General features: G+C 68.3%; 22 protein-coding genes and 2 pseudogenes. 13 read left to right on the top strand and 11 right to left on the bottom strand.

The genetic code is table 11. The features are described from left to right. Positions 1-92 precede the first annotated feature (92 nt). From ACIRPX_RS43915 to ACIRPX_RS43895, 5 genes and pseudogenes are all read left to right on the top strand, one after another. Positions 93-728, top strand: coding sequence for a hypothetical protein (locus ACIRPX_RS43915; protein ID WP_404205756.1), 636 nt, complete (start codon positions 93-95; stop codon positions 726-728). A 563-nt stretch (positions 729-1,291) separates the two neighbouring features. Next, the gene (locus tag ACIRPX_RS43910; RefSeq protein ID WP_404205755.1) at positions 1,292-2,407 is read left to right on the top strand and encodes a hypothetical protein; all 1,116 of its coding nucleotides are present in this window, start codon (positions 1,292-1,294) and stop codon (positions 2,405-2,407) included. 109 nt (positions 2,408-2,516) lie between these two features. Next, positions 2,517-3,026 (top strand): hypothetical protein, encoded by a 510-nt coding sequence (locus ACIRPX_RS43905; protein WP_404205754.1) that lies wholly within the window; start codon positions 2,517-2,519, stop codon positions 3,024-3,026. 209 nt (positions 3,027-3,235) lie between these two features. Next, positions 3,236-3,682: a hypothetical protein gene (locus ACIRPX_RS43900; RefSeq protein ID WP_404205753.1), complete on the top strand. Its 447-nt coding sequence runs from the start codon at positions 3,236-3,238 to the stop codon at positions 3,680-3,682. A 53-nt stretch (positions 3,683-3,735) separates the two neighbouring features. After that, a pseudogene (locus tag ACIRPX_RS43895) lies at positions 3,736-4,574 on the top strand (transposase family protein). A 398-nt stretch (positions 4,575-4,972) separates the two neighbouring features. On the opposite strand, the pseudogene ACIRPX_RS43890 reads toward ACIRPX_RS43895, so the two are convergent. The 5 genes and pseudogenes from ACIRPX_RS43890 to ACIRPX_RS43870 form a co-directional block, all read right to left on the bottom strand. Then, positions 4,973-5,117, bottom strand: a pseudogene (locus tag ACIRPX_RS43890) (IS701 family transposase); the annotation flags it as partial. Positions 5,118-5,341: 224 nt separating this feature from the next. Next, positions 5,342-6,598: an ABC transporter substrate-binding protein gene (locus tag ACIRPX_RS43885; RefSeq protein ID WP_404205752.1), complete on the bottom strand. Its 1,257-nt coding sequence runs from the start codon at positions 6,596-6,598 to the stop codon at positions 5,342-5,344. A gap of 117 nt (positions 6,599-6,715) precedes the next feature. Further along, on the bottom strand, positions 6,716-7,822 hold the full coding sequence (locus ACIRPX_RS43880) for a thiolase C-terminal domain-containing protein (protein ID WP_404205751.1): 1,107 nt from the start codon (positions 7,820-7,822) through the stop codon (positions 6,716-6,718). A gap of 71 nt (positions 7,823-7,893) precedes the next feature. Continuing rightward, the gene (locus tag ACIRPX_RS43875) at positions 7,894-10,071 is read right to left on the bottom strand and encodes an acetate--CoA ligase family protein (protein WP_404205750.1); all 2,178 of its coding nucleotides are present in this window, start codon (positions 10,069-10,071) and stop codon (positions 7,894-7,896) included. Continuing rightward, positions 10,068-10,511 (bottom strand): Zn-ribbon domain-containing OB-fold protein, encoded by a 444-nt coding sequence (locus tag ACIRPX_RS43870; protein ID WP_404205749.1) that lies wholly within the window; start codon positions 10,509-10,511, stop codon positions 10,068-10,070. Before ACIRPX_RS43870 ends, ACIRPX_RS43875 begins: the two co-directional genes overlap by 4 nt. 151 nt (positions 10,512-10,662) lie before the next feature. Between ACIRPX_RS43870 and ACIRPX_RS43865 the strand changes: the two genes are divergently transcribed. After that, positions 10,663-11,580, top strand: a complete 918-nt coding sequence (locus tag ACIRPX_RS43865) for a TIGR03621 family F420-dependent LLM class oxidoreductase (RefSeq protein WP_404205748.1) — start codon at positions 10,663-10,665, stop codon at positions 11,578-11,580. Between the two features lie 35 nt (positions 11,581-11,615). After that, positions 11,616-12,623 carry a phosphotriesterase gene (locus ACIRPX_RS43860; RefSeq protein WP_404205747.1) on the top strand — a complete coding sequence of 336 codons (1,008 nt, stop codon included), beginning with the start codon at positions 11,616-11,618 and terminating at the stop codon, positions 12,621-12,623. Between the two features lie 471 nt (positions 12,624-13,094). Here the strand turns inward: ACIRPX_RS43860 and ACIRPX_RS43855 are convergent, their stop codons facing one another. Further along, the gene (locus tag ACIRPX_RS43855; RefSeq protein WP_404205746.1) at positions 13,095-13,739 is read right to left on the bottom strand and encodes a TetR/AcrR family transcriptional regulator; all 645 of its coding nucleotides are present in this window, start codon (positions 13,737-13,739) and stop codon (positions 13,095-13,097) included. A 140-nt stretch (positions 13,740-13,879) separates the two neighbouring features. Between ACIRPX_RS43855 and ACIRPX_RS43850 the strand changes: the two genes are divergently transcribed. From ACIRPX_RS43850 to ACIRPX_RS43840, 3 genes are read left to right on the top strand one after another with little or no spacing between them, the layout of a single operon-like run. Further along, entirely contained in the window at positions 13,880-14,302 is a 423-nt protein-coding gene (locus ACIRPX_RS43850; RefSeq protein ID WP_404205745.1) for a Zn-ribbon domain-containing OB-fold protein, read from the top strand. 9 nt (positions 14,303-14,311) lie between these two features. Beyond that, positions 14,312-14,662 (top strand): VOC family protein, encoded by a 351-nt coding sequence (locus ACIRPX_RS43845; RefSeq protein WP_404205744.1) that lies wholly within the window; start codon positions 14,312-14,314, stop codon positions 14,660-14,662. A gap of 14 nt (positions 14,663-14,676) precedes the next feature. Continuing rightward, positions 14,677-15,543, top strand: a complete 867-nt coding sequence (locus tag ACIRPX_RS43840; RefSeq protein WP_404205743.1) for a TIGR03619 family F420-dependent LLM class oxidoreductase — start codon at positions 14,677-14,679, stop codon at positions 15,541-15,543. A gap of 253 nt (positions 15,544-15,796) precedes the next feature. Here ACIRPX_RS43840 and ACIRPX_RS43835 read toward each other — a convergent pair whose 3' ends face one another. The 5 genes from ACIRPX_RS43835 to ACIRPX_RS43815 all read right to left on the bottom strand — a co-directional run bounded on the left by ACIRPX_RS43835 (position 15,797) and on the right by ACIRPX_RS43815 (position 21,807). Next, positions 15,797-17,326 (bottom strand): AMP-binding protein, encoded by a 1,530-nt coding sequence (locus tag ACIRPX_RS43835; RefSeq protein ID WP_404205742.1) that lies wholly within the window; start codon positions 17,324-17,326, stop codon positions 15,797-15,799. 73 nt (positions 17,327-17,399) lie between these two features. Beyond that, the gene (locus ACIRPX_RS43830) at positions 17,400-17,915 is read right to left on the bottom strand and encodes a flavin reductase family protein (RefSeq protein WP_404205741.1); all 516 of its coding nucleotides are present in this window, start codon (positions 17,913-17,915) and stop codon (positions 17,400-17,402) included. Positions 17,916-17,983: 68 nt separating this feature from the next. Continuing rightward, positions 17,984-19,606: an AMP-binding protein gene (locus tag ACIRPX_RS43825; RefSeq protein ID WP_404205740.1), complete on the bottom strand. Its 1,623-nt coding sequence runs from the start codon at positions 19,604-19,606 to the stop codon at positions 17,984-17,986. A 21-nt stretch (positions 19,607-19,627) separates the two neighbouring features. Next, complete coding sequence (locus tag ACIRPX_RS43820) at positions 19,628-20,740, bottom strand: hypothetical protein (RefSeq protein WP_404205739.1); 1,113 nt, start codon at positions 20,738-20,740, stop codon at positions 19,628-19,630. Next, the gene (locus ACIRPX_RS43815; RefSeq protein ID WP_404205738.1) at positions 20,737-21,807 is read right to left on the bottom strand and encodes an LLM class flavin-dependent oxidoreductase; all 1,071 of its coding nucleotides are present in this window, start codon (positions 21,805-21,807) and stop codon (positions 20,737-20,739) included. Before ACIRPX_RS43815 ends, ACIRPX_RS43820 begins: the two co-directional genes overlap by 4 nt. A 256-nt stretch (positions 21,808-22,063) precedes the next feature. Between ACIRPX_RS43815 and ACIRPX_RS43810 the strand changes: the two genes are divergently transcribed. The 3 genes from ACIRPX_RS43810 (at position 22,064) to ACIRPX_RS43800 (ending at position 24,420) form a co-directional block, all read left to right on the top strand. Continuing rightward, positions 22,064-22,825 (top strand): MaoC/PaaZ C-terminal domain-containing protein, encoded by a 762-nt coding sequence (locus ACIRPX_RS43810; protein ID WP_404205737.1) that lies wholly within the window; start codon positions 22,064-22,066, stop codon positions 22,823-22,825. A gap of 62 nt (positions 22,826-22,887) precedes the next feature. Continuing rightward, on the top strand, positions 22,888-23,565 hold the full coding sequence (npdG, locus tag ACIRPX_RS43805) for an NADPH-dependent F420 reductase (protein ID WP_404205736.1): 678 nt from the start codon (positions 22,888-22,890) through the stop codon (positions 23,563-23,565). A gap of 12 nt (positions 23,566-23,577) precedes the next feature. Continuing rightward, positions 23,578-24,420, top strand: a complete 843-nt coding sequence (locus ACIRPX_RS43800; RefSeq protein ID WP_404205735.1) for an SDR family oxidoreductase — start codon at positions 23,578-23,580, stop codon at positions 24,418-24,420. Positions 24,421-24,525: the final 105 nt, after the last annotated feature.

The following is a 24,525-nucleotide window of genomic DNA, read 5'->3' as shown; positions in this document are numbered from 1 at the left end:
ACCAAAGATGAGCGGCCTCAAGACCCCCGAATAGCCGCTGAGCTGGGAAAACGCACTCCGGAGCCGTGGGCAAACGGCCCCGGAGCCTCCTCATGCCCATCGCTCCAGGTCAGCCCCCAGATCCGCTGCGGCCGTATGCCCACCAACTGTCGAACCCGGGCTTCGACGCGGTCCGCCAAAAGACCTGGAAAATCCAGACGATGCGCGGGTACGAAGTGCTGGACTACGACATCGCGCAGCAGATGTGTGTCGATCCGCGGCTCGACAGCATTGGCCCGGACTGTTACCGCAACCTCGGCGCCTCGGAACAGGTCATGTGGTACGCCACCCAGGCGTCGTTGCCTATGTTCGTTGGCGAGCGCCACGACCGGATCCGCCGGGCCCTGCAGCGCGGGTTCACCCGCCGTCGCATCGACTCGCTGCGGCCGCAGATGCGTTCTGTCGCGACCAGGCTCATTGACGCCTTTGCCGATCGGGATCCGTTCGACCTCCTCGCCGACTTCAGCACCATCTGCCCCCTTGAGGTGCTCAGCGCGCTGGTGGGCGTACCGGCACAGGACGTCGACCGGTTCGGAGCGTGGACGATCGATCTCGGGCTGCTCGCGCGATTCCCGCTCGAACCACACATGGCGCGCATCGATGCCGCGATTACGGGCCTGTGCGCAAACCCCGCGAACTCGTCGGACGCCGCCATCGACAGCCGGGCGAGGGCTTCGTCAGCACCCTGATCGCGGCCCAGAAGCAGACGGGACGACTGACCGGGGACGAACTCCACGGCGCACTGCTCAAACTTCGCTTTGCCGGGAAGGACACCACGTGCTACCAGTGAGCGGTGTGCATCGTAAAGTCACAGGTCACAGGTCTGGCTTGAATGGCGAGTTGGGTACTCGTGCCGGTCGGCGGCCGATGGCCATGGCGTAGATCGTCGGCCAGGGCAGCGCTTCACGCACCCATACCTGAACCGGCCGCTCCCCGGCTCGCTCACCGTGACGTACGCCACGCGGAAAGCCTTCACTTGTAATGAGCATGTTAATTGGTAGCGTTTCGGTCGCACAGTGTTACCAGATCATCTCGTTGTGAAGGGAAAACTGTGAGACCCGTTTTCAGAACGACCCTGATAGCCCTGGTCCTTGCGTTACTTCCCGCGCAAGCGATCGCCGCAACATCGCAGTCCCAAGCCCCATCCAGCCAAACCTCTTCAACGGCGAGCACGCCCGAGCCGAAACCGAAGAAGGCCGAGCTGCCCGACTCTCGCCTCGCGGGGGCCGGCGTCACCACCACCTGCGCCAAGGTGCGGTCCGAAGTCGCCGCACGGGCGGCCAAGGGCGAGAAGAACGTCACCTGCGTCAAGCCCGGCCCTGAGCAGAAGCTCTCCGCCCCGCAGGCCACGTTGCTCGCCGACCGAACCCCCGTCCCCCTGCCGGACTGGTGCTACGACGTGTCGAACGGCGACGGCGCCTGGTGGTACACACGTTCCGAGGCGTGCGCCATCGGCTCCTGGATCGTCGACGTCATCGAGGTGCCCAGCGGCGAACTGGTCGGACAGATCTACTACTTGCAGGCCGATCTCATCTACACCAATGCCACCCTGCCGAACTGGGGCCACCAGTTGGCCATCAGCATGGTCGACGGCTGGGGTCTGATCAGCGGCACCACGGTCAGCGGCGACGCTACCTGCAACGGAGCCTGCACCCTTCCGGCCTCCGACATCGACTTCCCGGCCCAGGCCGTGACCCCCACCAGCGTCCCCTACGGTGACGCACTGCCCACCACCACGGTCTCCGCAGCGGGAGCCACCGGCACTGCGAAGACCACGATGTACTACGAGTTCAGCAACCCTGCGTGGACCAACAGCACCCCGCTGACCGGTTCCACCCCGCCGGTGGACGTCCGCTGCGACAACGCCACTCCCGGGGTCACCTCGATCGGCTGTGTCTTCAAGGACTACGAGCCGGTCAACGTCGTCAGCCTCAGCGGCTCCTACCCGAACTACGCACGCCACATCCGGGACGCTCAGGCGTCCGGGCTGCCCGGCGCCTATCCGAACGGCACCCCTCTGACCCGGCTGACCGATGCCGCGCTGCGTCAGAGCAACGGCGACACCGCCTGCCCGCAGGCGTCCAGCGGCGGCTACCCGCGGCCGACCGGATACAGCTGTGATGAGTATCCGTTCCGCTCGACCTGGCAGGGCGCCTTCACCAGCGCGACACCGCCCAACCCGGGCAGGACGTTCGACTGGTGCCAGATCAGCGCGCTCCCTCAGGGCGTCACCGGCCCGAACGGCTGGAGTGCCTGCATGATCCCCGCGACGGAGAACTCCAACGCCGGTCTCCTGGACCTGCGGGTCTTCTACAACGACAACCGGGTCATTGAGAAGGATCCGTTCTTCGTCTGGATCGTCGACTGACAATCCGTAGCATGGCCGCATGACTGAGCCAGCGCCCACGACGGCTTCCAGCCCGGTCCACGTCGACTACCACGCGTTCGAGCTCACGGACTCCGACGAGCGTGTGCCCATGGGTTTCGACACCTCGAACGGACTGGTCTTCTCCCGACCCGGGCACGCCGTCATCTGCACCGGCATCAACAGCGGCCCGGTCAACGTCAGCATCCAGTTGCGCCGGTCTCCGCCCGAGCGGGCGGAGACCGGCGCCTGGGACGAAGTCGTCGACCACAGCGTTGAAACACGCACAGGCCGCTTGCGTGTCACGTGCGTGATGGACGATCCGCCGGAACTCCCCGCGCTGACACCGTTCGGGCCGGGCTCGTACCGCATTCGGGTGCACGCCCGAGGCCGCGACACCGCGCCCGACGGCCACGTCGTCGATCCCGTCGAGGACTATCTGCTCGTCGTGTGGCCCGACGAGCTTCGCCCCGATGAGGTCCACAAGCAGACCGACCGCTACGGCGCTCAACTACGCGGCCAGCCCGGCAGGCCGGCACCCCCGAAGGAACCCGTCACAGACACCGAATCCGAACGGCAACGCCTCATGCGGGCCCGGCTCAAGCGACGCAGTTCTCAGTGAGCGGTCTGCATCGTGAAGTGGCAGGTCACGGGTCTGGCGTGAATGGCGAGTTGGGTACTCGTGCCGGTTGACGGCCGATGACCATCGCGTAGATCTTCGGGCAGGTCCGGCTCCGGCGGGATGCCGGGTTCGGCTGCGCCGACGACCGGCCCCCGCCTACGATCCGTCAGCAGGTCGGCACGCCGTGAGAACGCGGGAGGGTGCGGGGGATGCAGGAGCGGCAGTGGATCACCGCCCGCCGAAGTGAACTGGACGCTCTCGCCAAGGAGTTGGCCAAGCAGCTCCAGGAGGTCCAGACCGAGCTGGATGAACTGGCGATCGCGGAGCGGGTGCTGAACCGCCTGGCCGAGCAGGCCCGGGCCGACGCCGGGGCTGCTGCTGCAGTACCGGTGAAGGTGGCCGGGCGGGCAGTCCTGCTCATCCCGCATCGCAGCGACGCGGCCGACGAGGGCGCGATGCCCGCCGACTACCGCAAGATCCTGGCGATCATGCGGGAGGCCGACGGGCCGGTGCAGGTCCGGGTGGTCGGCGAGCGGCTGGGGCTGGACACCTCGGTGCGCGGCAAGCTGGAACCTCTGCGGGCGAAGATGACCAAGCTCGCCGACCGCGGCTGGCTGCACAAACGCCCTGACGGGCAGTTCACCACACGTCCATAACTGCACGGGGCAGGGGTGTAACTGACAGGCCCCCGACGGCAGTTGAGTTTGGTGTGACGAAAAACAACAGTTCCGTCGAGGGCCCTGACGGCCTTGTCTACACCGCCCGCCTGCCGCTGTCGATGCCACCCTGAACCATCTCGCCAACCTGATACGCGGCCACCTGAAGAAGATCGGCTCACGGTGGCGTGCACTGCCCGCGGGGAAGATCGCCACCATCGTCCTGGCGGTGCTGCGCTGTGACCAGCGGCCCGGTGACCTGGCCGGCGGCAACGGAGTGCACCGCACCACCGTGAGTCGCTGGGTGAGGGAGGTCGTGGGCCTGCTGGCCGCCCGCGCCCCGCGCCTGGACCGCGCGCTGAAGAAAATCGCCCGAACGGGTGGCGGAATCGTACTGCTGGACGGCTCCCTGATACGCACCCGGCGGCGCACCGGAACAGCGAACCGGAAGAACTACTCCGGCAAGAACAAATGCCACGGCCTGCTCGTGATCGCCCTCACCGACGATCGGGGCCGACTGCTGTGGGTCTCGGCGGCCCGCCCCGGGCGCACCTCGGAGATCACCGCCTGCCGGCACGACAAGCTCACCCGGAAACTGCGGGAAGCCGGGCTGGGAGCCATCGCCGACCTGGGATTCGTCGGCCTCGACGACAGTGATCCCGGCGCCGATCCGGCGGTGATCACCGGTTACAAGGCGGCCCGGAACCGGCCCCTGACGCGAGGCCAGAAGCTGTCCAACACGGCACTGGCGGCCGTCCGGGCACCCGTCGAGCACGGTTTCGCCCACCTCAAGAACTGGCGCGTCCTCGGCAAGGTGCGCACCGACCCCGCCTGGGCGACCGCCCTGGTCCGGGCCCTGCTGGTCCTCACGAACCGCGAAGTCGCCCGATGACCGACGATCTTCACCGAAGTCACCTGCCAGCGACCAGCACGAGCACCCCGATGCCCACGCACACCACCCCCGTGACCGGCAACTTCAGCTTGCACACCGCTCAGTTCGGCTGGGTGGTCCAATTGCTCCTCCAGCATGAGGAGTGGGAGCAGTTGGACACCACTCCGGACCGCGTTCCTTGCGCGATCGAAGAGGCGGTGCGCCTCGAGCCGACCCTGCACATCCTGCTTCGCAAGGTCGTCACCGACGTTGAGCACCGCGGCCTCGTGCTGCCGGCCGGAAACCTGATGGCGGTGAACACCTATTGGGGCTCCGTTAGGTCTGCCTGGATCTTGGAGGTGTGGGTGGCCTGGCGGGTAGGGCTTGATGGCAGGTGCCGCAGACGCCGGTCCAGCACCTCAGGATGCCCTGGAGGACGTCGAGGATCTGGTAGAGGGTGAGGCCGGTGTAGGCACTTTTGGGGCCAGACGCTGCTCGGTGAGGAAGGCGTGGGCGGGCGGTCACGAGGGTGACGTGGTGGTGCCAGCCGGGCCAGCGGCTTCCTGGCCTGCAGTCGGGAGGAGATCCCGGTGGCGTCACCGGGTTCTCCTTGATGACCGGGATGGAGTGCCTGCCCCTGGCGAACCGGCAGGACCGGCCGATCGAGGCGCCTTCCTGCCGCGGACGCTGGCCACGATTCCGCGCGTGGCACGGGGAGGGGGGACCGGCATGCCGGTCCCCCCTCCCCGTGCCCGCCGGTCAATCACCCGCGGATGGAACCGAAACGCTCAACCCGTGAAATTGAACGTCTTGCACACCAGAGGTGACGCCAGCTTCCAGCGGCCGTTCTTGACCTGCAGCAGGGACTGGCATCCGTTGGGCGCCGTGTGGTCCGCCGGGAACGACACAGTGCCTCCGTAGGGGCTCTTCACGGTGATGTTCTGGGCCGCCGTCAGGAAGCTGTCGACGGTGAGATCCTTGCCGGCCTTCTTCAGGATCTGGAGGAAGACGTCGGCGGTCGCGTAGCCGACCCCCATGTCCTGGCTCCATTCGAAGTTCTTCTTGCCGGTGGCCTTCTCCAGGTCGGCGCGCATCTGCTTGGCGGCTGCCGAGGTGGACGCCAGCGGCTCGATGGGAGCAGAGACGTACGCACCCTCGAAGGCCTTGCGCACCTGCGGATTCTTCAAGGTGCTGTCGCTGTAGCTGATTCCGTCCAGGAGCGTGCCCTTGTAACCGGCGTCCTTCAGTGCCCCGAACAGCCCCGCGTTGAAGGGGGTGGCCATGGTCGAGAAGATGACGTCCGGTGCCTTGTCCCCATTGCTGGTCATCAGACGGTTCACATAGGGCGACCAGTCGGTCGGGATGCTCGTCTGCGGAACGCTGTTCTGAACGGAGACGACCTTGAAACCGAGGCCCGTGGCACTGGCCTTCGCGATCTTGTTCACTGACTTGGTGACGGCGTCGTCGTGCCCGATGACGGCAACGGTGCGGCCCTTGGCCGGCCCGGTCGCCTTGACGAACGAGGTGAAGAAGCCGGCGGACTGCGGCCCCGGCTTCGTTGAGCCGGTGCAGCCGTCGAAGCTGAAGGCGACCTCCGGCCCGCACCATTCCGGCGCCGAGTAGCCCCAGCCGAAGTAGGGGACGTTCTGCTGCTGCAGGAACTTGGCCCCGGCGAACATGAACGTGCTCACCGGAACGACGGCGAAGACCTGCTTCTGCTGGACGAGCTTGCGCGCCGCCGCAATGTCCTTCGCCTGGTCGGCGCCGTCATCCTCGGCGCCGACGAACTCGATCTTCCGGCCGTTGACACCGCCCTCGGCATTAGCCCGGTCGAATCTTGCCTTCGCTCCGATCTCCGTCGCGGCGTTGCTGGCGCCGTAGGAGGAGGTTTTGACGATCAGCCCGCCGACCTTGACGCTGTCTGCGGTCACGCCACGGGTGGCGTCGGACTGGCTGCCGGCGCCCTGACTGCCGGGCGCACTGGTGGAACACCCGGCGGCCGCCAGGGCCGCGATGGCCAGTGCGGAGATGAGTCGTCGATGCACGATCGACTCCCTTCGTGAAGTGCAGGGGGCCCGGAATGAACCGAGCAAGCAATTGCTTGGTTAAATTCGTCCCTGGAGAGCCCCCCTGTCAAGGGGTATGACACGTGCCCCGTGCACTCAGCCGCGCACGAGGATCGCGGCACTGCCGCAACTGCCGCCGAAACCGGTGCACAGCGCGACCTGAGGCTCCGGTACCTGCCGGGTGCCGTCGCCGCGCAGCTGCCGTACCGCCTCGGCGACGTTGTTCAGGCCGTGGACGTATCCCTCCGACAGCAGGCCACCGTTGAGATTCGCGGGCATACTGCCGTGAAGCCCGGTCTGCCCATCCCGTACGAAGGCCCCGGCCTGATCGCGCGGGCACAGCCCGAAGTCCTCGAGCTGCTGCAGCACGAGGAACGAGTACGCGTCATACAGCTGCGCCACATCAATGTCGTCGGGGGTCATCCCGGCGGCCTTGTACAGCGGCTCGGCGAGGTACGCGGAGAAGATCCGGCCCACGTCCGCCGCCTTGTCCATCGTCGTCGAGCCGGGACCGCCGCCCCGCACTACGGCGTGGATGCGCGGGCTGCCCGGGCGTACCACGTCGGCCACCTCGGCCCGCGTGATGACCAGCGCCGCGGCGCCGTCCGTCTCCAGGCAGCAGTCGAGCCGACGTAGCGGCGTCGCGACGTACGGATTGCTTCGATACTCCTCGGCGCTGACGGGAGCGCGCAGGACGGCACGCGGATTGGTCGCCGCGTGTTCTCGGGACCGCATGACCACCGCGGCCAGGTCGCGTTCCGTGGCCCTCGTCTCGTACATCCAGCGCTGCGCGGCGAGGGCGAAGAGATGGACCGGCCCGAGCATGCCGTAGGGCAACGTGAACTGTTCGTTGCCGCTGCTGCCGAGGCGCAGAGCGGCCTGTCCCATCCGCTTGCCGGACCGCCCGTTCAGGGCCCGGTAGACCAGGACGGTCGAGGCGAGGCCGGAGTCGATGAGCATGGCCGCATCGCCGAGGATGGATGCGGCCTGGGTGCCGCCACCGTAGAACTCATTGGTCCACACGGGGTCGGCCAGCTGCAGGGCGGCCGCCACGGCGTTCACCGGTGCTGAGTCGTTGAGGTGGTATGTCAGCACGGCGTCGACGGAGGAGGCGTCCATGTGGGCGTCGGTGAGGGCGTCCCGGGCCGCTTCGACGGCGAGTTGGAGTTCGGTGCGGCCGGAAAGGCGGGACAGTTCGGTCATGCCGACGCCGGCGACCGCGGCGCGGCCGGAGAAGGACTGGCGCCGTGAACCGAGCGGCCCGCCGGGCGGAGTCAGGGCCGGCCTCCCTCGGTCCGGCGCCGCGCGAAGCGCTGTGCGGCGGCGATGGCTGTGGCGGCCTCGTCGAAGGAGCGGAACAGCGGCAGCTGGGTCTGCGCGGCGAACTCGGCCAGCCGGGCCGCGTCTTCCGGCCGGGCAACGTCGAGGTTTCGGGCCACTACCGCGAGCCGCACCGGCAGGCCGCGCTTGCGCACGGCGGTGAGGGTGTCGATGAGTGGGGCCAGGCCTGCTGTGCCGTAGTTGTAGTACGCGGCCACGTTGACATGTGCGAGGACGTCGCCGAACGGCTGGTCCCGCACGATCGCCTCGAGCGTGTCGGCCAGCAGATCGACGGGGGAGGCCGGTCCTACAGGGATCTCCACCGGGTTGGCCACGCTCGTTCCCGCCCCATGCCCCAGAGCGCGCAGGCGCTGCCGGATCTCCTCGGTCAGTGGCGTGAGCGTCACCCCGGCCCGGTCGCAGGCGTCGGTTGCGAGCACGGAGGCGCCGCCGCCCAGGCCTGTGACAAGAACTCCGTCAGTGGCGGCACCGGCCAGGTGCTGCAGATAGGCCAGTGTCGCCAGGAAGTCCTCCAGAGTGTCCACGAGTGTGGCCCCGCATGCGTCTGCGACGGCCCGCCACACGCGGGGTGCGCCTGCCATCGATCCGGTGTGCGAGGACACGGCGTGGGCGCCCTGCCGGCTCAGTCCGCCCGGTAGGATCACCACGGGCTTGCGGCCCGATGCGCGGCGCAGGGCCTCGACCAGACGGTGGCCGTCCGTCACACCCTCCACGTACATCCCTATGACCTCGGTCTGGGGATCGTCCACCAGCCAGTCCGCCAGCTCGGCGGGGGTGACGTCGATGGCGTTGCCGACACTGATGACCTTCGAGTAGCGCACGCCGCGGGATCTACCGACCGAGACGACGTCGCCGGACAGCCCGCCGCTTTGTGACACCACGGACACCGTGCCGGGCTCGCGCGGTGAGCCCAGGGCAAAGGCCTGGCGGCCTGCCGGACTGTAGACGCCGATGCAGTTGGGTCCCAGCAGCCGTGTCGAGGTGCCCTCCACGGCCTTCATCAGCCGCTCTTCGAGCGCGGCTCCGGCCTGGCCCAACTCGCGGAATCCGCCGCTGACGACGTGGATGAAGGGCACCTCGCCCGCGGCCTGCTCCACCAGGTCCACCGCGGCGGCTGCCGGGACGGCGACCAGCAGGTAGTCGACGCCGCCCGGGACCGCGCTGATGGAGGGGTAGGCCGGAACGCCGTCGATCGTCTCGGCGCTGGGATGGACGGCGGTGAGCCCGTCCGTCCACCCGGCGCCCTTGTACGCGGCCAGGAATCGGTTGCCGAAGCCCGTTCCCCGCGTCGAGGCGCCGGCCACGGCGATGCTGCGCGGGGCGGCCAGGCCGCTGAAGTCGGTCGGCCGGCGGGGTGCGGACGCGGGCAGTTCCTCGGCGGCCAGGATGAGCCTCGCGTCCAAGGCGGTGACGCCGTCCGCGGTCGCGACCACCGGATTGCACTCGAACTCCAGCAGGTGGGAGCCCAGTTGGGAGAACAGACCATCCGCACCGGCGAGGGCGAGCAGGAAGGTGACGAGCGCATCGCGGTCCACCCGTTCAGCCCCGCGAGCGCCGTTGAGCAACGGGGCGCCCGGGAAGTCGTCCACGAGATCCTCGGCGTCCGCCCGGCTCAGCGGTGCGACCCGCAGCGCGTTCACGTCGAGCAGTTCGGTCGCCATACCGCCCAGACCCAGCATCACGACATGCCCGAACGCCGCGTCCCGCAGCACCCCGACAATCAACTCCACCCCGCCCGGGTGCTGTTCCTCGACGAGGAAGCCCCCGGCGGTGATGCCTGCCGTACGCAGGCCGGCCGCCATGTCGGCCGCGGCCCCGGCGACCGAGTCGGGCGTCAGACCGAGCCGCACCCCACCCACATCGCTCTTGTGGATCAGGCCCTGCCCGTAGGCCTTCAGGACCAGCGGAGCGCGCAGTCCTGCCGCCGCCTCGGTGAGCTGTCTCGTGTCCCGGACGGCATGCCCCGCCGGTACGTCGAGGCCGTGCTGGCGCAGCAGCGCCTTGACGGCGTGTTCCGGGACCACGATGCGCCGCGGCCCCGCGTCCTGCTGCGGATGCGGCGAACCGGCTTCGAGCAGCTCCGCGAGCGAGGACTGACTGGCGACTGTCATGCTTCTCCTTGGGTGACCGGGCTCCAGGACAACAGCGCGAGAGGGGACCCCCCGTCAGCGGGGGGAACGTCGGTGAAACCGGCGCGCACCGGCATACCGACGCGCAGTCCGCTGCCGTCCGCAGGACCTGCGTATCCGCCGGGCAGCAGCAGGTTGTCCTGGTCGTCGAGGCGTACCAGCAGGACGACGTATGGGACCTGTACGCGGGGATTCGCGGTGCGCCACGTAACGTTCCACGAGGCCACCGAGCCTCTCCCGCGGGCAGGAACCCAGGACCAGGAGAACACTCCGCAGTCACCGCACATCTCGCGGGCGGGCCAGCGCAATCTTCCGCACTCATCGCAGTGCTGGACGAGCAGCTCATGCCGTCCGAGCGCCTCCCACCACGGCGTGGAGTCGCGGTCGGGAACAGGAGCCACGACGAGATCCTTGGACGCCATCCGTGCCCTCCGGGTAGTCGCCCGGCCGCGCGGCCGGGCTTCCCGGCGCCGCCTCCGGGGTGGATGATGCCCTTAACCTACCAAGCGCATGCTTGGGTGGGCTAGGGTCGGTCAGGGAAGAGCCGACCCCTCACCGCGAGGAGAATCCACTATGGCCGCACGCCCGTTTCGCTTTGGCGCCGTCGTCCGTCTCGCCTCATCCGGCAAAGAATGGGCGGAAAAGGCACGCCGCCTGGAGGACGCCGGATTCGATGTCCTCCTGGTGCCCGACCACTTCACGGGGCCGCGCTTCGCGCCAGTGGCCGCGATGATGGCCGCCGCCAACGCGACCACCAGGCTGCGCATCGGCACCATGGTGTTCTCCAACGACTACCGTCACCCGGTTGTCCTCGCCAAGGAGGCGGCGACACTCGACGTACTGTCCGAGGGGCGGCTGGAACTCGGCATCGGCACCGGCTGGATGCGCAAGGAGTACGACGCGACCGGCATCCAGTTCGACCCTCCCAAGGAGCGCTTCAACCGGCTGAAGGAATCCCTGAAGGTGATGAAGGGCTGCTGGAGCGCGGGCGCCTTCTCCTTCCAGGGCGAGCACTACACGATCACCGATCTGGTGCAGGACCCGAAGCCGGTGCAGAAACCCTATCCCCGGATCCTGCTCGGCGGCGGCGGCCCCGGAATGCTGCGCCTCGCGGCGCGGGAGGCGGATGTCGTCAACCTTGCGCAGCGGGTCCTGCCGGACGGCAGCGCACCGGATCCCGCCGACGGCGGACTGGAAAACTTCCTGCGCAAGATCGACATCATCCGCGACGCGGCGGGTGACCGCTTCGAAAGGATCGAACTCGGCACCAGCATCCAGAAAGTTGGCGGCAAGCGCGCCGTCGCCTCCTGGAGCGAGGTCGACCTCTCCCGTGCGGATGACACACCTCAGGTCCTGATCGGGGACACCTCTCAGATGGTGGACAAACTCCAGCAGTGGCGCACCGAAACGGGCCTGACCTACTTCGTGCTGCACAACGAGACCGACCTCGACGACTTCCTGCCCGTCGTCACGGAACTGGCCGGCAGGTAAACGCACTCGCCCGAAAGAAGAAGGGACCCGCAGCAGTGACGCAATCCCCCCAGAGCACAGAGCAGTTGACCGTCGAGACGGCCCGGGGCCCGATGCCCACCTCGGCCCTGGGTACGACGCTCATGCACGAGCACGTCTTCGTGCTGAGCCCAGAGATACAGCAGAACTGGCCCGACTACGACGAGGGCTGGGACGAGGACCGGGAGATGGCCGCAGCCCTGGACAAGCTCAGCGAGGCCAAGGCCAACGGCATCGACACCATCGTCGATCTCACGGTGATCGGCCTGGGCCGCTACATCCCGCGCATCCAGCGACTCGCGCAGCAGACCGACGTCAACATCGTTGTGGCGACCGGGGCGTACGTCATCGAGACCTTGCCCATGTACTTCCACTTCCGTGGCCCGGGCGCGCCCGCAGGCGGCCCGGAGAAGATGACGCCGATGTTCATCCGGGACATCACCGAGGGCATCGCCGGCACCGGCGTGAAGGCCGGGATCCTCAAGTGCGTCACCGACACCGCCGGCCTCACTCGCGACGTCGAACGGGTACTGCGGGCAGTGGCGCAGGCCCAACGGGAGACAGGTGTCCCCATCACCACGCATACCCACGCCGGACTCAAGCGCGGCCTGGATCAGCAGCGGGTCTTCGAGGAGGAGGGCGTGGACCTGACACGGGTCATCATCGGGCACTCCGGCGACACCGACGACTACGCCTACCTCGAGGAGCTCATCGCCCGCGGCTCCTACCTCGGCATGGACCGATTCGGCCTGGAGACCGTCTCCTTCGACAAGCGGGTGGAGATCGTCACCGAGATGTGCCGCCGCGGCCACGCGGACCGCATGGTCCTCTCGCACGACACCTCATGCTTCTCCGACCTGTCCGATCCCGTCCGCCGCCGCGAGATCTACCCCAACTGGCGCTGGACGCACATCTCGCAGGACGTGGTCCCCGAACTGCGCAAGCGCGGCGTCGCCGATGAGCAGATCGACCAGATGCTCGTGCACAATCCCCAGCGCATCTTCGAACAACAGGGGAAGTACTGACGCTGGACCAACTCCGCAGCTCAGCCGTTGCGGTGTGGAGGAGCGAAGACCGATCACGATACTGCTATGCCGCACAGAGGGCATTCCTCGCCGATGACTCGGGGGCGCCTCCTCTGCTGATTGCGTCGCGCCGCCACGCACGAGGCCCTACATGCGGCAGGGCTGTTGGGTGGTCGGCGGCTACGCATGCCACGGTCAGCGGCTACGCATGCCACGGACCGTTACGACCGGCGCTGTCTGTTGTGCGCACACGCATCCGCCGCCCTCGAAGGCAGGACCTTGCCCACCGCGTGGACGACTCATCCTCGTCAGGTCGTGCGCTGACGCCCGGCGGTGATGGCTGTCCAGAACGCGCGGGCACACGTGATCCGCTGACGGCAGCGAAGCACCGACGGCCCCCGTGCCTGCCGCCGTGCCCCGTGGCCATGGTGGCAGGCACGGGGGTTGCTGCGACAACGCCGGAGGTCGTGCTCAGACCTTCGGGATTGCGCCCGTCGGCGACCGCTCGGTGTTCGGCTCGGCCATCCCCTCTATGAGCACGGTCAGATACTGCTCGGTGAGTTCCTCCACCGACAGCTCACCACTGGGATGGAACCATCGCACGGCCACCCAGATCGCGTCCCGGATCAAGCGATAGGTGACCTTGGGATCGAGCCGGCTACGGAACACCCCGCTGCTGATGCCTTCGGCGATGACCTGCACCCAAAGGTCCTGAACCTCGTTCTCGCTGTCCTGCACGTAGGTGAAGCGGGGCAACTGCGCCAGATGGTGCCGTTCGTTCTGGAGCACTGTGATGGCGGCGCGGTGCTGCTGCAGCGACCTGATGGCCACACTGACGAGACCTTCCAGGGTCTCGCGCGGCCCAGAGTGGAGGGAAACGATTTCGCGATAGGTGCCGATCAGCCCTCCCAGATAGTCGGAGAGCAACTCGTCGATGATCGATTCCTTGGACTCGAAGTGGTGGTAGAGACTGCCGGACAGGACGCCCGCCGCGTCGGCGATTTCCCGCACGGTCGTGGCCTGGTAGCCCTTCTCGGCGAACAGCTGAGCAGCCAGCGTGACCAGTGTCCGCCGCCGCTCGGAACGGGCCTGGGGCAGGGGGGCGGAAGGGTTCATCCTCGTAGTATTGACCGCGACCCCAAAACCATGCAAGCGCTTGGTTCAGTGCTCTATTGACCGCGGATGCGCTCCGGCATACGCTCACACCACATACCAAGCAAGCGCTCGGGTAAACTGATGAATAGCCTGGAGGCTCCATGAGCCGTGTGCTTCCTGAGCCGACAGAGCTCACCCGGCCGTACTGGGAGTACTTCCAGCTCGGAGAGCTGAGGCTGCAGCGCTGTGCGCAGTGTCGGCGCTTTGTCCACCTCCCTGAGCACGAGTGCCCCTACTGCGGCAGCGGGGCCCTGGGCTGGGAGTCGGTCTCCGGCAGGGGAGTGGTGCACACGTTCAGCGTGGTGCATCGCACGTTCGCCCCCGGCTTCGCAGACCTGACGCCCTACGTCATCGCCTGGGTGGAGCTCGAGGACCAGCCCGGCGTGCGCGTCTTCGGCAACGTTCTCGACATCGCCCCCGAGGACGTACGGATCGGTCTGCCGGTCGAGGTAGTGGCCGATCGGCTTGAGGGCTTCGGCCTCGTACCCAACTTCCGTGCGGCGCACGGTGCCCGGCATGAATGAGAGGACGACATGGCAGACGACGTGAAGCTCGGCAACGTGCTCTATCCGACGGCAGACGTTCCGGCGGCGCTGGCCTTTTACAGCGATGCGCTCGGCTGCACCGTGAAGTTCCAGGACGGGGCTCGCTTCGCCGCGCTCGACGCGGGCGGCACCACACTCGCCCTCGCCGGCCCCGCCGAGGACGTGACCGGTGGCCGGCCCGCCGCCGCCTTCAATGTGGCGGACGTCGCCGCGGCGGTGGAGCGTCTTGTGGCGGCCGGGGCCAAGCTGGAGCGTCCGGCGGAGGAGGGGCCGCATGAGACACGGGCCGTCCTGCTCGATCCCTGGGACAACCCGTTCGTCCTCTACGCCGCCCGCTGAAGAGAGCTGCTGCCATGCGCATCGGTGTCACGCTCGGCCTGCTGCACCCCGCCGTGTGGCGCGACTTCGCCGTTGAGGCGGACGCCCTGGGATATGAGTCGCTCTGGGTTCCCGAACACCTGGTCTTCACCGCCGACATGGCGGAATCGGCCTATCCGGGAACGTCCAGCGGACGCCCGCCCGTAGACCCGGAAGCCCAGTTGTTCGACGCACCGGTCTTCCTCGCTGCGATCGCCGAGGCCACACAGCAGATCCGGCTCGGCACGTACGTGTATCTGTTCGGGCTCAGGCACCCCTTCATCGGCGCGAGGGCGTTTCTGACCCTCGACGCCCTGTCCGGCGGCCGGGCGATCGTCGGGGTCGGTGCCGGGTGGCTGGAGTCGGAGTGGCGAGCCGCGGGCTATGACTTCGCCTCCCGCGGCCGGCGACTCGACGAGGCGATCACCGTGGCCAAGCGCCTGTGGACCGAACGCGTCGTCGACCACCACGGTGAGTTCTACGACTTCGACGGCGCCCACTTCGAGCCGAAGCCGGTGCACAAGCCCCACCCTCCGATCGTCGCCGGCGGCGAGTCCAAGGCCGCCCTGCGCCGGGCCGTCAGGCTCTGCGACGGGTGGGTGAGCATGCCCCACACGCTTGAGTCCGCGAAGCCACGGCTCGACCTGCTCCATCAGCTCCTGGAGCAGGAGGGCCGCAGCCGTGACTCCTTCGAAATCACCGTCAGCGCCTTCGAGATGTCCGGCCCCGGCGAGCTCGCCGAATGGGAAGCCTTGGGCGTCGACAGGATCATCGTCCGGCCCTACACCCGCACCACGGGGGCCAAGGAGGGCTTGCGCCGCTTCGCGGAGGAGTTCGGGATCGAACCCTCGGCACAGGGCTGACCGCCCCCGCTCCCGCCTTCGTGCGGGCAGCCCCCGGACGCGCAGCCGGCCCCAAGGGCATGCGTGCCCCGGGGGCGTCGCCGTCGCCAGGAACGCACGAGTGTCCGGCGCAGTCGCGCGGCACCTCCCGGGCAGCGATCAGCCTGGAAGCGCCGCGCGACTGCGCCGGACACTTTCGTGATCTTGTTGTACTTCGGGCCGTATCCCGTGCCGGCCGCCGGCCGCCGGCCGCGGCGAGCGCGGCGAAACCGGCTCAGAAGATGGGGTATCCGCCACCACCGAACCGTGCGTCCAGCTCGTCGTAGTCGGGAGCCATACCCCGGCGAGGCACCGCGTCGACGAATTCCATGCTCTGCGGCTTCTTGTAGGACGCCATCCGCTCACGGCAGTGATCGGTGATCTCCTGTTCGGCGGCCTGCGCCCCATCCCGGAGAACCACGATGGCCCTGACGCTCTGGCCCCACTTCGCATCGGGCACGCCGATGACGGCACACTCGGCGACCGCCGGATGCGCGTTGATACAGCGCTCCACCTCGGCCGGGTAGATGTTCTCGCCACCGGACTTGATCATGCGCAGTTTCGGGCCGATGAAGGTGATCGTCCCGTCCTTCTCCCGCCGGCCCAGGTCGCCTGTGTGGTGCCAACCGCCCGCCTGCCGGGCTGCGTTGAGCTCTGGGCGCGCGTAGTAGCCGGACATGACGTGCGGCCCGCGAGCGACGATCTCGCCGACCTCCTCCGTCGGCACTTCACGTCCCTCAGGGCCAACGATGCGGACCTGGAGGAAGGGGGACGGGCGGCCGTGCGTACCCAGGCCCCCGATACCGAGGGCGCTGTAGGTCAACATGCCGCCGACCTCGGTCTGGCCGTAGCCGCCCAGCGCCCTGCCCCACGGAGTGTCGTCGACGGTGATCATCGCGTTCCAGGCGTCGCTTCCGGCGGGGGCACGCAGGCTCGTCAGGTCGTACTGGCCGCCGGAGTTTGCCTCCACGAGCTGGTCGGGCATGGGCGGGAAGAGCAGCATCGCCTGGCAGCGCTCGGCCTCGATCAGCCGGCACGCTGCGGCGGGATCGAAGGCCGGCATGAACACGTTGGTGCCGCCCAGGTGGAAGGTCGCCGTGCAGAACATCATCGTCGCGACGTGGAACAGCGGTCCGCAGTTGAGGTAGACGAACCCTTCCTCGATCTGGCGCATCAGGGCGAGAGACAGGTTGTGGGTGATGACGGCCGTGTGGCTGAGCAGCGCGGCATTGGGCTGCCCGGAGAAGGCTGCGGTGTAGAACGCCAGGCACGGCGAGGACGGGTCGACGGCGATCTCGGGGACGGGGGCGCCGGAAGGTTGCGCCAGCCACTTCTCGTACGTGTTGTCCTGCTCGCTGCCGTCGGCCCGGACCCACAGCGTCTCGGCCGCCGCCGACTCCCGCGCGGCGGCGACCGTGTCATCTGCTACGTCCTCCCACAGCACTACGCGCGGTGCGAAGTCCCTGAGGACGAATTCCAGTTCCGCCCTGCTCTGCCGCCAGTTGACGGGGCAGAACACGGCGCCGATGCGGGCGGCCGCCAGCAGGCTCTCCAGGACACGGAAGGAGTTACGGCCGGCCCACAGAACCCGGTCCCCGGCCCTGACGCCCTGTGCGGCCAGGGCCTGCGCGAGGCGGTCGACCCGGTCGTCCAGCTGCTCGTAGGTGAGCCGTACGTCCCCATCGACGACGGCCGTGGACAGCGGCCGACTGCGATGGTTCTCGCGGGCGATGTCGCCGAGCGTCAGGCTGTGCAGCATCTCCATGGTCGTGGGCCTCCGGACAGGGTGCGAGCGGGCAGTGAGGCGGGAAGGGAAGGCAGGGGGTGCAGCCGCATACTCAGCGGTTCAGACGCCCGTAGCCGCCGCGGAAGAAGAGCAGCGGAGAGCGTTCCGCCGCGGCGAGGTTCTGCACATGGGCGACGACAATGTGGTGATCGCCGGCCAGGTGCTCGTCCTCCAGGGTCGCGTCTATCCAAGCGACCGCATCGTCCAGCAAAGGAGAGCCGCCAGGGGAGTGGGACCAGCCCAGGCCCTCGAACTTGGCCGCACCCTTCTTGGACATCTGCCGGCTGACGTCCTCCTGGTGCTCGGCGAGGATGTTGATGCAGTAGCGCTCCGCAGCCCTGACCTTGGGCCACGACGTACTGGTGTGCGCGACACAGAACGCGACCAGCGGCGGGTCGAGAGACACCGAGGTGAAGGAGTTGGCCACCAGACCGGTCGGCTGCCCGGTCTCGGGGTCGATGGCGGTGATGGCGACGACACCCGTCGCGAAGTGCCCCAGAACCTTACGGAAGAGGTCGGGGGAGGGGTGAGATTCCGTCTCGGGCGGAGCGGTCTGCAGGCGGGTCATCCGCTGTCTCCCTATCTGGCGATTGCTTGCTCAACTGGGGTGTGCCTGATCCCTGCACGAGGCTGACGTCAGGCCGTCCGCTTCGTCTCGGTGACGGCCCGGTCGCGGAGTTCCCGCTTGTCGATCTTGCCGTTGGCGTTGACGGGGAGCTCGGACACGATGAACACCCGTCGCGGGACCTTGTAGTTGGACATGTTCTGCCGCGCCCAGGCGATCACGTCTGCGGCGGTGGGCGAGGAGTCCTCCCGCAGGACGATGTAGGCGCAGCCGACCTCGCCCAGCGTGGCGTGCGGAATCGGAACGACGGCCACCTGCGCCACATCGGGGTGACGCAGCAGCAGGTTCTCGATCTCCGCCGGGTAAGCGTTGAAGCCCCCGGCGATGAACATGTCCTTCTTGCGGCCGACGATGCTGAGGTTGCCGGCGTCGTCGAGGATGCCCACGTCACCGGTGTGCAGCCAGCCGCCGGACAGTGCCTCGGCGCTCTCCTCGGGCGCGCCCCAGTAGCCGTGCGTCACGCCGTACCCGCGGACGAGGATCTCGCCGCGCGTGTGAGGGGCCAGCTGGTGCCCGTGATCGTTGACGATGCGGACCTCCATGCCGGGGACCACACGGCCGGCTGTCGTCGCGACGATCTCAGCCGAGTCCTGCTGGCGGGTCATGGTGACGACGGAACCCTCGATGAGGCCGTAGGCATTGATGACGCGCTCAAGACCGAGCTGCTCGTGCATGTCGTTGACCAGTTCCTCGGGCACCGATGCCGCGCCGACGATGGCGACACGCAGGCTGGAGACGTTTCGCGCCGTCAGTTCGGGGTGGCTGACGAGCCGGGCGAACAGGGTCGGCGGGCCGGCGAGCAGGCTGACTCTCTCGCGTTCGATGAGGCCGAGCGCGGCGTCGGGGTTGAACACGGCGATCGGCAGCAGCGTCGCCGCCCGCATCACGCACGCCAGGATGCCGGCGTTGATGCCGAACCCGTGCGCGAACGGACTCACCACGGGGTAGCGGTCACCGGCGCGCAGATCCGCGATGCCGCTCCAGTCCCAGTAGGCGCGCAGCATCTGCTCGTGCCGAAGCATCACGCCCTTGGGTACACCGGTGGTCCCGGAGGTGGACAGCACCTCGCACAGGTCGTCGGGGCGCACCCGCTCGGCGCGCTCGGCAGCAGCCTTGGGGTCCACGTCGTCGCCGCGCTTCAAGAACTCCTGGGCGTTCACCACGCCAGGCCGCGGCTTTACGTCTTCGAACGAGACGACAAGCTCGAGCTGCTCAAGCTTGTCGAAGGGGCGTCCGTCCTTCGGAGCGCCGTAGACGTCGGCGAGCAGGTCGACATAGGAGATATCGAGAAAGCCCTCGGAGACGAACAGCACCCCGGCACCGGTGCGCTGCAGCAGATTGCCCGCCTCGTAGCCCTTGGAGCGCGTGCTCAGCGGTACGACGATCGCACCGGCGTCCCAGATGCCGAACGCGGTCACCACCCATGACCAGTGGTTCGGCGCCCAGACGGCGACCCGGTCACCGGTCTTGACCCCTGCCGCCAGCAGGGCCCGCGCCACCTGCTCCGCACCGCTGCGCAGTTGCGCGAGGGTGAGGGTGACGGCGCCGTCGGCCACCGCGAGGGCGGTGGGATGGGCGGCGGCCTGGGCGCGCAGCATCCGCGGGATCGTCCCCCAGCGAGGAACCCTTTCCATAGCGGCCACTCCCTTCCCGGATCAGGCGATGGAGGCGCGGTCCTGGCCGAGGTGCTGGCCGCGCTGGTCGACAACCTCGATCGGCAGGTGCGTCTCCTCCACCTGCTCGGCCACGACGACATCGATGTGCACCGGCGTGACCGCGGTCAGCACCTGCTCGATGCGGGCCTTCCACATCGGGTTGCCGGTGAGCGTGGCACGGCCGAACGTCACGTGCAGTGCCGCCGCGTCAAGCGTGCCCTTGCGATTGATCTCGAGCCGCAGCCGCGTGATCCCGTCGATGGCGCGCAGGGCCCCCGCGAGGTGGGGGACCGACAGCCAGCGACCGCGCACAAGGACATGATCGCCGACGGTGTGGGTGGCAGCCGGCAGCAGCTTCGCCTGGCCGTCGAGCCGGGCCACATAGCCGGTGCGCAGGGCGAGGCCGGCCAGTGTGCTGTGCCAGGGGTGGGTCACCACGAACTCGGCGAGACCGTCCGCATACGCCGGCTCCAGCTTGGTGTCGGCATCGAGCCGGGCGAGCAGCAGGGAACCGTCCACGTACTGCCACGACGATTCGCTGGCCCTGGGGCGGCGGTGGGCCAGCGGAATGCCCAGCAGCGGATCGGCGAACAGCTCGACGACCTCGGCGCCGAATTCGCGCGCCAGGTGCTTGTGCGTGCGGTCATCGGCGATCTCTCCGACCAGCACGATCAGCCGCAGTTCTAGATCGAGCGGATCCGCGAGGAACTCCATGTGCAGCCGGGCCAGAAAGTCCATCGCTCCCGAAGGAGTCGTGACCAGCACGCTGGCGCGCAGCCCCTCGATGACCTTGAGCAGCCGCATCCTCCCGCGAGGCCCGGTGGACACCACCGCCTCGGCGGTCCTCGCTGCGGTCTGGGCATACAGGGGCGCGGTGAGCTCGCCGTCGCTGTTGAGCGCGACCACCACGCGGTCGTCGGCCAGCAGGCCGGCGGCCGTGAGGGTGTGGCCGCTGATCTCGACAGCCTTGTCCAGGTCCTCGGGGGTGAGGGGGGCGACCACGTCCCCGACGGGCGAGGAGAGCAGCAGCCCGCGCGCGGTGCGCGCATCGATCCCCGCTGCGGACAGTTCGGCGCGGCTGCACCAGCCCCGGAACGTCGTCTGCTTGCTCACAGCGCCGCCACCTCGCTTCCAAACAGGCGGATGGTGTTGAGCACGTCATCGTTGGCGAGCCCGCCCACCTGGAACTGAAGGATGAGGTCGGTCACCCCGGCTTCCTCGAAGCGCTTGTAGGCCTTGCGGGAGCCCTCGACATCATCGCAGACGATCATGTGGTTCTCCCGCAGAGTCTCGATCGACTCTTCCTCCGACTGGCCGGCGGCGAGCTGCCCGAGGACCTTGTAGCTGGCGTGGCGGGCGTCGTAGTAGTCGGGCGGGGTGACGAGGTTCACCTGCCGCCTGATGTACCACAGGATGGCATCGGCGGCCTTCTCGTACGCCTCGTCCTTGGTGGGGGCCACGTGCCACGGGACCATCAGCGCCACGCGTCGGCTCTCCGGGTCGAAGCCGTTCATGGCAAGAGCCTTCTTGTACTCCGCGATGTCGTCGGCGACCGCGTCCAGACCCTTGAGCATGGTCATCCCGAGCAGGTTGTAGCCCTTGGCCGCCGCGGCGAGGTACCCGTCCAGGCTTGTCGAGGCCACCCACACCTGGGGGTGAGGGTCCTGGACCGGACGCGGATACACCGAGACGTCCGGAACGCTCCAGAACTCGTGCTCGGCGCTCACGGGCTCGCCGTCGGCCTCCCAGATCCTCAGCACCGTGTCGAGGTTCTCCTCCCACAGCCTGCGGGACTGCTCAAACGGCCGCTGGAAGGCCTGGTACTCCAGCGGGGAGGCGCCTCGGCCGGTCCCGAACTCCACCCGGCCCTTGCTGAGGATGTCCAGCGTGGCCACCCGTTCCGCGGTGCGCACCGGGTGCGCGAACGGCAGCAGGACCACGCCGAGGCCGAGCCTGATGCGCGTGGTCGCCTGCGAGACGGCGGCCAGCACCAGGTCGGGAGCCGAGGAGTGCGAGAAGCCCCGGGTGAAGTGGTGCTCGACCATCCACACGGCCTCGTAGCCCAGTTGGTCGGCGAGCACCGCCTGCTCGATCAAGCTCTCGAAGGCTCGCTGCTCGACCTGGCGGGACCGTCCCCGCACCTCGAGCTCGTACCCCATGCTCACTCGAAGCGATCCCATTCCCTCTCCATCTCCTCAACCAAACGCTTGCTTGGTTTTCAAGCTAGTCGTTTGTCTGTCACTCCACAAGCATCCGAGGAGGGTTGACCAAGCACTTGCTCAACAAAACTACTTGAGCGGGTAAGGGGCGACAAGCGTCCGTTGACCTACGGGACAGATCGCGCGACCATTTCTAGCCAAGCATGCGCTTGGTTGGTCACGTGGAGGTGTGATGGAACTGGCGAGTCTGCCGGGTACGTCTCTGGGAAGACGGTCGGTGCGATACAGCGAGGACGACACGATCCTCTACGCCCTCGCTGTCGGGGCGAAGGTGAAGGACCTGGATCTCATCTTCGAACGCCAACTCCGCGTTCTGCCCACCTTTGCGCTGACGCTGGGGCTGTGGGTCGCGGACGCCGTGGGCGCGCTGGGCGCGTTCACACCGGATGCGGCGCTGCACGGAGCGCAGGCACTGCAGATCCACAAACCCCTGCCGCCCAGCGCGGTCCTGGACGTCACCGGCGAGGTCGTGGCGGTGTGGGACAAGGGGCGAGCCGCCATCGTCGATGTGGCAGCCGAGTCGGAGTACTTCTCCGCCACCTATTCGATCTTCCTGCCGGGTCGAGGGGGATGGGGCGGCCCGCGCGGCTCCGGCGCGCAGACCAACAAGGATCCCGTCGCCCAGCGTTCCTGGTCGGCACGCTTCACGACATCACCTGAGCAGGCTGCCTGGTATCGGCTGACGGGCGACCGCCATCTCATCCACATCGATCCGGAATCAGCGCGCGCGGCCGGCCTTCCCGGCGTCATCCTGCACGGCCTGTGCACCCTGGGAATCGCAGCCCGCGAAGTGGCAGCCGCAGCAGGCGCCCACCCCGCGGACCTGAGGTCGCTGCGGGCCCGGTTCGCGGCACCGGTCGTCCCCGGTGCCCTCCTCGACCTGCTCGGCTCGCCCCAGCTGTCGGGCACGGTCTCCTTCACCGCCAGCGTCGGCGGCGCCACTGTGCTCACCGACGGCCTGGCCGCCTACGCAGTGTGAACAGCCAAGAGATCCCCAACAGACCACATACGGGCGAGTCACACTCGCCGAGGAGACTCATCATGACCGCATTCCGTCTCGCCGTCATCGGCGGAACCGGCCCGCAGGGCAAGGGGCTGGCCTACCGCTTCGCCAAGGCCGGACACCACGTCGCCATCGGATCCCGCGATGCCGGACGTGCGACAGCCGCGGCCGCGGAAATCGCCGCACGCCTGGGACAGGATCCCGTCCAGATCGTCACTGGGGCGGACAACGACGCCGCGGCCGAGGAAGCCGACGTCGTACTCCTGGCCGTACCGTTCGACAGCCATGCCGCCCTGGTCGAATCGCTGGGCAAGCGGCTCGTCGGCAAGGTGGTGATCAGCTGTGTGAATCCCCTCGGATTCGACAAGCGCGGGCCGTACGGCCTCGATGTCCCGGACGGCAGCGCCGCCGAAGAGGCCCAGCGCATCGCCCCCGACGCACGCATGGTGGGCGCCTTCCACCACCTGTCGGCCGTGAACCTTTGGGGCGACGCCGACGTGCTCGACCACGAGGACGTGCTCGTATGCGGGGACGACAAGGACGCCAAGGCCATCGCCATCGAATTGTCGCGCGCCATCACCGGCCGTGACGGCATCGACGCCGGAGCGCTGCGACTGGCCCGCCAGCTGGAGCCGCTGACCGCCGTCCTCATCAGCATCAACAAGCGCTACAAAGTCCGTTCAGGCCTCCGCGTCAGCGGACTGGCACAGCACTGATTGGAGCCGCACGTGCGATCTGTACTGATCACCGGAGCATCCAGCGGATTCGGGATGGGCGCGGCAGTGGAGCTGGCACGCCGCGGCTGGACCGTGTACGCCGGACTGCGCGACACCTCCAAGCGCGGGGCGCTGGACGCCGCGCTGACCGCGGCCCACGTACCCGCCAAGTGGGTCCGCGTCATCCCACTCGATGTCACCGACCGGGCCTCCGTCGACGCCGCAGTGAAGAGCGTGCTGGCCGGGACATCCGGAAAGGTGGACGCGGTTCTGCACAACGCCGGCTACACCACAGCGGGCTTCTTCGAGGATCTCCCGGACCACGAGGTCAGGCGTCTGGTGGAGACGAATTTCTTCGGCGTGCTGACGCTGACCCGAGCCCTGCTGCCGTCCATGCGCTCCCGCGGCCGCGGCCGCATCGCAGTGGTGTCGAGCAACGCCGCCAATGTGCCCCACCCGATGTTCAGCGTCTACGCGGCCACGAAGTGGGCCCTGGAAGGCTGGTGCGAAGCACTGGCCGCCGAGGTCCGCCCCTTCGGCGTCGACGTCGTCGTCCTGCAACCGGGGGCACACCGCACGGAGTTCGCCACCAATGCCGTGCCTGTGTGCCCGGACGACAGCCCCTACCGGCCCCTGTTCGACGCCGCAGCGCCACGCATGGCTTGGATCGGGCGCCACCAACGCGAGCCTGACGGAGCAGTGCACTCCATCGTGCACGCACTGGAGGCACGCCGCCCGCGCTTTCGGGTACGGCTCGGCACGGACGACAAGATCGCTGCCGCAGTCAAGAACCTGATGCCGTACCAGGTGAGAGAGCGGGCCGTCCGCTGGATCACCGGGTTCGACCGAGCATGACGTGGGGGCCGGCCACAGCTGTGGCCGGCCCCCACCCCTCAACGCCCCGGTGAGGGGCCCCGTTAACCGGGTGGGGAGTCTCCCCGCCAGCGGCCAGGGTAACCC

The sequence above is a fragment of the Streptomyces sp. NPDC101225 genome, assembly GCF_044767585.1.
In the GTDB taxonomy this organism is placed as follows: Bacteria; Actinomycetota; Actinomycetes; order Streptomycetales; family Streptomycetaceae; genus Streptomyces.
The sequence above is the reverse complement of the archived record's forward strand: the minus strand, read 5'-3'. Positions and strand labels throughout refer to the sequence as shown.